Source organism: Paenibacillus ihuae (assembly GCF_001368795.1).
In the GTDB taxonomy this organism is placed as follows: domain Bacteria; phylum Bacillota; class Bacilli; order Paenibacillales; family Paenibacillaceae; genus Paenibacillus_AQ; species Paenibacillus_AQ ihuae.
The window spans coordinates 383,393-390,640 of the sequence record NZ_LN831198.1; the positions used below are offsets into that span (position 1 = coordinate 383,393).

6 protein-coding genes and 2 pseudogenes are annotated in these 7,248 nt (G+C 55.4%); 2 read left to right on the plus strand and 6 right to left on the minus strand.

Annotated elements, in window-relative coordinates; translation table 11 throughout:
• From AQR02_RS33340 to AQR02_RS01770, 4 genes and pseudogenes are all read right to left on the minus strand, one after another.
• A partial coding sequence (locus AQR02_RS33340; RefSeq protein ID WP_245237038.1) for a fructose-bisphosphatase class II occupies window positions 1-421 on the minus strand: 421 nt, incomplete at its 3' end.
• A 65-nt stretch (window positions 422-486) separates the two neighbouring features.
• On the minus strand, window positions 487-1,287 hold the full coding sequence (locus tag AQR02_RS01760) for a pyruvate, water dikinase regulatory protein (protein WP_054939130.1): 801 nt from the start codon (window positions 1,285-1,287) through the stop codon (window positions 487-489).
• 18 nt (window positions 1,288-1,305) lie between these two features.
• A complete protein-coding gene (locus AQR02_RS01765; RefSeq protein WP_279306783.1) occupies window positions 1,306-1,926 on the minus strand; it encodes a helix-turn-helix transcriptional regulator in 621 nt (206 codons plus the stop codon).
• Between the two features lie 272 nt (window positions 1,927-2,198).
• A pseudogene (locus tag AQR02_RS01770) lies at window positions 2,199-3,132 on the minus strand (DMT family transporter).
• Between the two features lie 177 nt (window positions 3,133-3,309).
• Here AQR02_RS01770 and AQR02_RS01775 point away from each other — a divergent pair.
• Window positions 3,310-4,725, plus strand: coding sequence for an aminotransferase-like domain-containing protein (locus AQR02_RS01775; protein ID WP_054939131.1), 1,416 nt, complete (start codon window positions 3,310-3,312; stop codon window positions 4,723-4,725).
• Between the two features lie 196 nt (window positions 4,726-4,921).
• Window positions 4,922-5,080 carry a hypothetical protein gene (locus AQR02_RS32210; protein WP_159067664.1) on the plus strand — a complete coding sequence of 53 codons (159 nt, stop codon included), beginning with the start codon at window positions 4,922-4,924 and terminating at the stop codon, window positions 5,078-5,080.
• Window positions 5,081-5,495: 415 nt separating this feature from the next.
• On the opposite strand, the gene AQR02_RS01780 is transcribed toward AQR02_RS32210, so the two are convergent.
• Together AQR02_RS01780 and AQR02_RS33345 are read right to left on the minus strand one after the other, a co-directional pair.
• On the minus strand, window positions 5,496-6,905 hold the full coding sequence (locus AQR02_RS01780; protein WP_054939132.1) for a nucleoside recognition domain-containing protein: 1,410 nt from the start codon (window positions 6,903-6,905) through the stop codon (window positions 5,496-5,498).
• Window positions 6,883-7,248, minus strand: a pseudogene (locus AQR02_RS33345) (FeoB small GTPase domain-containing protein); the annotation flags it as partial. The gene AQR02_RS01780 and the pseudogene AQR02_RS33345, both read right to left, overlap by 23 nt.

Genomic DNA, 7,248 nt, shown 5'->3' on the forward strand with positions numbered 1-7,248 from the left:
CCTCGGCCGGATCCTCCAGGCTTAGCCTGCCGGCCAGCTCGGGTCCGCAGGCCAGCTTCTCCATATAGATGTCGGGAGCGTGCAGCAGGCTGCCGCGGTCGGCAATGGCAATGACCGACTGGGCATTATGCAGCCCGCAGGCTACCACCTCTGTGCCTTCAAGCGGATCAACCGCCACGTCAACCAAAGGGCCGTTCTTGTTCCCGACCTGTTCCCCGATATAGAGCATCGGCGCCTCGTCCATTTCGCCTTCGCCGATCACGACGGTTCCGTCAATGGAGACAGAATCAAACATGGAACGTATAGCGGTTGTAGCGGCATCATCCGCCGCATTCTTGTCACCCCGGCCAATCCAGCGGGCTGAGGATAAAGCGCCCAGTTCAGTTACCCGTACAATCTCCAGTGCCAATTCGCGTTCCATATATTTTTCCCTCCAGTGTAGGTTTGGTGTGCAAGACATTTACGCCGCTGCTTCCGGGCTAGAGACTAGAGATAGCCCATAATAATGCCGGCGGTTTCCTCTATCGCTTTGTCGGTAATATCAATAACCGGGCAGCTGAGCTTCGCGAACAGTACCGCTGCATGCTCCATTTCCTCGGTAATCCGTTCAAGGCTGGCATATTGGGAGCCAGCCGGCAGGCCCAGCACCTTCAGGCGCTCCGAGCGGATCTTGAGCATATACTCCGGCTTCATCGTCAGACCGATGATCCGGCTTGGCGGCAGGCTCAGAAGCTGCTGCGGCGGAGCGATCTCCGGCACGACCGGGTAATTGACGACCTTCTTACCCCGGTGGGCGAGGAAGATGCTAAGCGGGGTCTTCGAAGTGCGGGACATGCCCAGCAGCACAATGTCGGCCTTCAGCATAGCATTCAGATCCCGGCCGTCATCGCAGGCGACGGTGAATTCAATCGCTTCGATCCGCCGGAAGTAATCCTCGTCCAGCTGGTGTAGCAGTCCGGGCCGGGCCTGGGGCGCATCGTCGAACGTGTCGATGAAGGCCTGCATCATCGGCCCCATGATATCCACGATCCGCAGATCAAGGCGTACGGCCTCTTCGCGGATCATCTCCCTAAGCTCCGGCTGTACCAGTGTATAAGCGACAAAACCCTGCAGCTGCGCCGTTTCTTCCATCAGCTTCCGCAGCTCCTCTTCATGCCTTACATTGCCGTATCTCCTGATTGTGACACGCTGATTCTGGAACTGGTGGATAACGGCCTGCACAACTGCCTCAGCCGTATCACCTATCGAATCTGAGCATATCGTGATGTAGTGTGAAGATTGCTCCATGCGTTTCCATTCCTCCCGTTATCCTTTGGCTTCGAGATCGAGGAGAAGCTTAACGATGGAAGTTTTGGTCAGCCGGCCCACCACATCGAGCCTTGGGACGGTTTCTTCCGCGCCGCCGGGCACGACCACCGGCAAACTGTCTACCTCGTGAAAAATCATTTTATGCGCGGCATCAAGGACCGTGTCCTCGGGAGATACCGTTACTACCTTGGTCTGGCGGGTCATGACCATGCTGACCGGCATGGATACCGCACCCGGATTGCCGAGTGTTACCTTCAGGAAATCCTTGCGTGAGGCGACTCCGGCCAGCTTGCCGTCCCCGTCGCAGATAATCAGCGTGCCTACATCCTGCAGAAACAGGGTCACTACGGCATCCTGGATCGTGGTCGTTTCGCGGATCACCACCGGGATGCTCTGGATGTCCTTGACCTTGGTTTCCTTCAGCAGATAGCTGCTGCCGAGCCGGCTTACCGACCTTTGGCCGGGGAAATAGCCGACCTTCGGCTTGGCATCGATGTATTCCAGCATCACCAGAATGGACAGGTCATTGCGGATGGTCGGCCGGCTGAGATTGAGGCTTTCCGCGATTTGCTCGCCGGAGATCGGCGCGCGTTTCTTCACAATATCAATAATTTGCAGTTGACGGGATGTCAGTTCGATTGCAGGTTCCCTCCATTGTCCGGATATGATTAGGCGCTCCTCTAAGGAAAAGGAGTACCGGTGGCCGATTCCCCCTTTCATTCAGACGTCTTATTGGTAATAATGACCGCTAACTTGAGTATATAATACGCAATTATGATCATTAATGCAACATATAGTACGTCATAAATGAATTTAGTAGGGGTTAATAATAAAAAAGCCAGCGGGAACACTGGCTTTACGCTTTGTTGAATTATTTCTGTGCAGCAGCATCAAGCGGCGTCTTTCGGCAGTACCGCAGGCGGAGACTGCTTTTTGAACAATAACTGTTTCAATGCGCCTGCATTGACCAGCACCGTTCCGGCGATGATGGTGAACACACCAAGGAGAGTGATCCAGGTGACGGCCTCGTCATAGAACAGGAAGCCGACCCCGACAGCAATCGGCGGCGAAATATACAGCCAGGTGGACGGGAATACGGGATTGGTCCTTGCGACCAGCCAGTAGAACAGGGTATGTCCAACCATGGAGCCGATGACGGTGAGATAGAGCAGCGACCCGGCGGTTTTGAAGGAGAGCAGGACTTCGGGATGCACATTTTCAGTAGCGAGTGACAGGATCAACAAGAGCGCTCCTCCGTACATCATTTGCGCGGCGTTCAGTGCAACCGGCGAGACACCGGAGAAGGCCGTGGTCACTTTTTTGGAATAAATCGCACCTGCAGCGTAGCAGCATTCCCCGATCAGTTACGACAACACAGCCGATGAGCCATAGGGGAGAGATGTCGACCACCAGGCTTGGGAGCACGAGCAGCAGGACGCCGGTGAAGCCAATGATGCAGCCGTACATAGAGTACGAGGGAGCTTTTTGCCGGAGAAAAGCGGTCTGCATCAGCAGGATCATCATCGGGCCTGTAGCTGACAGTACCGCAGCAAGCCCCGAGGATACATATTGCTCAGCCCAGTACAGTGCAGAGAAGGTACCAAAGGTCAGCGCGGCTCCGGTGATCAGCATTTCTTTGCGGAGCAGCAGGGAGAAGCTGGCTTTGCCTTTGACGGCCATCCAGAGAAACAGAACAGCTCCAGCCAGGAAGAAACGCAGCCCAGCGGAGAAAAAAGGCGGTGCCCCGGCATCGACCCCGATTTTGATTGCGAGAAAAGTAGTACCGAAAATCAGACAGACAAGCGTATAAGCGAGCATAATCATGTGTAATTCCCCTTTGTTAAGTTGATATGGCAGTCCGGTGAAGCGTTTGATTCATCATAAACGGCCAGGCACAGAACAGTTGATAAGTAACAGAACAGATGCAGGCCGGGATGCTGTACAATAGGGGAAATAAAACTACGGCGCCCTGACGGAAATCGTAGAGAGGAGTGGAAACTAATGAAGCAACCGGCAAAAGAGGAACAGAGCCATCCGCTCTTCCGGCAGGTCTATGAATATATGCTGAACCGGATGGAGCGGGGAGAGTGGAAGGCCCATGACAAGCTGCCGTCGATCCGCGGGCTGGCCGAGGAGTTGAAGGTGCACCGGCTGACGGTGTTCAAGGCCTACAGGGAGCTGACTGACAGCGGCAAGGTATATGTAAAAGACAAGTCCGGATATTATGTGTCACCGGCTAACATGCTGCGGGAGGAACGAATGACTGAAGGAGCAGCTGTGCCGGCTTATTCACTGACCAATCCCATGTCCGATATCCAGCGGATGCCGGTGACCTACCAGTTCTCCCAGGCGCTGATTGATCCCGGTCTGCTGCCGAACCTCTTTCTCTCTGATTATGTCAAAAAAGTGTTCGATCTCTATCCGAAGGTCATGGGGACGTATTCTTCAGTGCAGGGGGATGGCGAACTGCGCGAGACGCTGTGTGAGCATTTCCATAAGCATTATAGGCTACAGCTGTCGCCGCAGGAGCTGTTAATCACTTCGGGGGCACAGCAGGCCATCAATCTGATTGCCGGACTTGTGCTCGGGCCGATGGACCCCGTGCTCGTGGAGCGTCCGACGTACAGCGTGGCTTTGGATATTTTTCGCCGGGCGGGTGCCCGGCTGGTTCCGGTGGAGATCACACCTGAGGGTTATGATCTGGAGGCGGTGGAGGCGCTGATGCGTAAATTTAAGCCGCGGATGTTCTATATGAATCCGACCCATCATAACCCGACCGGCTACACCGTTCCGGCTCGGCAGCGCAAGCAGCTGGTAGAACTGGCGGAGCGGTACCGTTGCCTGCTGGTGGAGGATGATCCCTTCCGCGACATCTATTTCGGGGAAGCGCCTCCCGCGCCGTTTTTTGCCTACGATACCGAGGGCTGGGTCATTTATATCAGCAGCTTCAGCAAGTATGTGGCTCCGGGGCTGCGGATTTGTGCGGTGGCCTGCCGCCATCCGTTCATGGAGCGGCTGATCACCGCTAAATCCCTGGCCGACAACGGCTCCCCGCTGCTGAACCAGAAGATTTTTCTGCATTACTACACCTCGCCGCGCCTGCAGCAGCATCTGGGCAAGCTGCGGATTGCGCTGCAGGTGCACAAGGAGATTATGGAGGAGGAGCTGGCGGGGAGCGGCTGGGAGTGGACCGCACCGGAAGGCGGGCTGAACCTGTGGGTGAAGCTGCCGGAGTCCGTTTCTGCCTCAGCGCTGTTCGCGCGCAGCATGGAACAGTCAATCTCTTTTGTCCCCGGTGAGCTATGCGATCCGCTGGGAGAGATGAAGTCCTGGCTGCGCCTCAGCTACTCCTTTGCCAGTGAAACGCTGCTGCGGGAAGGGATGCGGCGACTTATGAAGCTGGCTCGTGAGCTGTGAGTGTAGGGCGGGGGGGAGGATATGAGGATATGAGGATAAGTATGGGGATGAGGACGGGGATAAGGGGGAGATGGGAGATGGGAGATGGGAGATGGGGATGGGATGATATCCTGCATTTACGATTAGAAGGATTTAGTATCAAAAGTTTCAATGACCGGATTGCACGCAACCAGGAGGCCCGGGGGAGAGGCGTTAATTGAAAGGGATAAATACCTTTGAATTTGCCAGAATCGGGGCGGAGGGCGAAATGAGAGGGATAAATACCTTTGAATTGACTGAAACCGGGGTAGAGGGCGGAATTAGAGGGAGAAATCCCTTTGAATTGGCGGAAACCGGGGGGGGAGGGCGGAAATAGTGGGATAAATCCCTTTGAATTGGTGGAAACCGGGGGGGAGGGCGGAAATAGTGGGATAAATCCCTTTGAATTGGTGGAATCCGGGGTAGAGGGCGAAATGAGAGGGATAAATCCCTTTGAATTGGCGGAAACCAGGGTTCCAGTCTCATAAGCTACGAAACTGTTTTGTCCCGCTCAATTCCTTCAACAGGGAAGCCACTGACCTCTAGCGGCAACGGATTAACGTAGATGCTCAGGCGGGAGTCCTGTATTAGTTAATCGAACTACGGATCAGCTTGAAGTAAATATGAGTGTGTTTAGTGAGCTGATGCAGCCAACGAGGTATTATAGAAAATACGCGTTATGGCGTTCATCCCCTTATCATGTAAAAGGACCAGCCGGAATTCCGGCTGGTTCTTTTACATGCTTTGAATCCTCATACCCAGCCGAACAACCGGACGATTTGCGCTACGGCAAAGGTTACGGTGATGGCGATACCAAGCGGGATGACAGCGGAGAGTACCGCCCATTTCAGGCTCTTGGTCTCCTTGTAAATATTCACGAGCGTTGTGCCGCACGGATAGTGGAGCAGGGAGAACAGCATCATATTCAGCGCGGTCAGCCAGGTCCAGCCATGGCTCAGGAAAATGTCCTTGATGCTGCCGAGCCCATCGACGTCTACCATTGCACCCGAGGACATATATCCCATCAGCAGGATCGGCAGCACGATCTCATTGGCAGGCAGCCCGAGAATAAAGGCCATGATGATAAAGCCGTCCATGCCGAGCAGCTGGGCAAACGGATCAAAGAAGGCAGCCATATGGTTAAGCACACTGTCTCCGCCGACTACAACATTACCGAGTATCCAGGTAATGATCCCGGCAGGAGCGGCGACGATGATAGCGCGGGTTAGTACGTTCAGCGATTTTTCTTTGGAGGAGCGCACAATCGTCTTCCAGATTTGCGGCCGGCGGTAAGGCGGAAGCTCCAGGGTGTAGTGGGTCGGCACACCGCGGAGGGCGGTTTTGGACATGACCCAGGACACAGTCAGGGTGACGGTGATGCCGATCAGCACAATGCCCATCAGGACGAGGGCAGTGGAGAAGGTACGGAGTGCACCAGTTGTGGCGGCCCCGACCATGAACATGGAGGCCAGCAGAATCAGGGTAGGCCACCGGCCGTTGCACGGTACGAAGTTGTTGGTCAGAATCGCCAGCATCCGTTCCCTGGGTGATTCAATGATGCGGGTGGAGAGGATGGCGGCGGCGTTGCAGCCGAAGCCCATCGACATCGTCAAGGCCTGTTTGCCGTGGCCGCCGGATTTCTTGAACAGGCGGTCCATGTTGAAGGCGACGCGCGGCAGGTAGCCGAAATTCTCGAGCAGCGCAAAGACCGGGAAGAAAATCAGCATCGGCGGCAGCATCACGCTGATGACCCAGGAGGTTCCCCGGTAGAGTCCCAGCACCAGCACACCATGGAGCCAGGAGGGGGAGTTCACCGCTTCAAATCCGGCTGTCAGATAACCTTCGATCCAGCCGAAGAGCGATGCCAGCCAGCTGGAAGGATAGTTGGCCCCGGCAATCGTAATCCAGAACACGAGACCGAGTCCGGCAAGCATGATCGGGAAGCCCCAGAGTCTGGAGGTGACGATCCGGTCAAGCTTATAGGTGCTGCCAAGTTTCTTCTTATCCTGGTAGGTGACGGCATCGCTGCAGATACCTGCAGATACCCCGTAAATTCCGCTGACGATTTCATCGCGGATCGCGCCCTTGTCTGCGAGCTTCCTGGCTGCAGACAGCAGAGAATCCATTGGGTCAGGACTCTTATTGACAAGCGGTGACTCCATGGCCGGCTACCTCCTTCCTTCCGTAACTTTTGCTGCCTCCCATATGGGCTTTGAGCGAAGACAGCAGGCTGTTGTCACCATCCAGCAGCCGCAACGCAATCCAGCGTGCCGGATACCGCGGGCCTACAGTTTGCTCTACGAGCGGGGTCAGCTCGGCAATGCCGCGTTCAATGTCCTCGCTGTAAGTGATCTGCAGCGGCTTGCCGGTGAAAGCGCCGGTCGCGACACGCTCCACCTGATTCAAAAGCTCCCCGATACCGATCTCATTGCGTGCCGAGATGGCAACGACCGGGACGCCAAGCTTTTTGGAGATTGCTTTTAAATTGATGTCAATGCCTAGCTT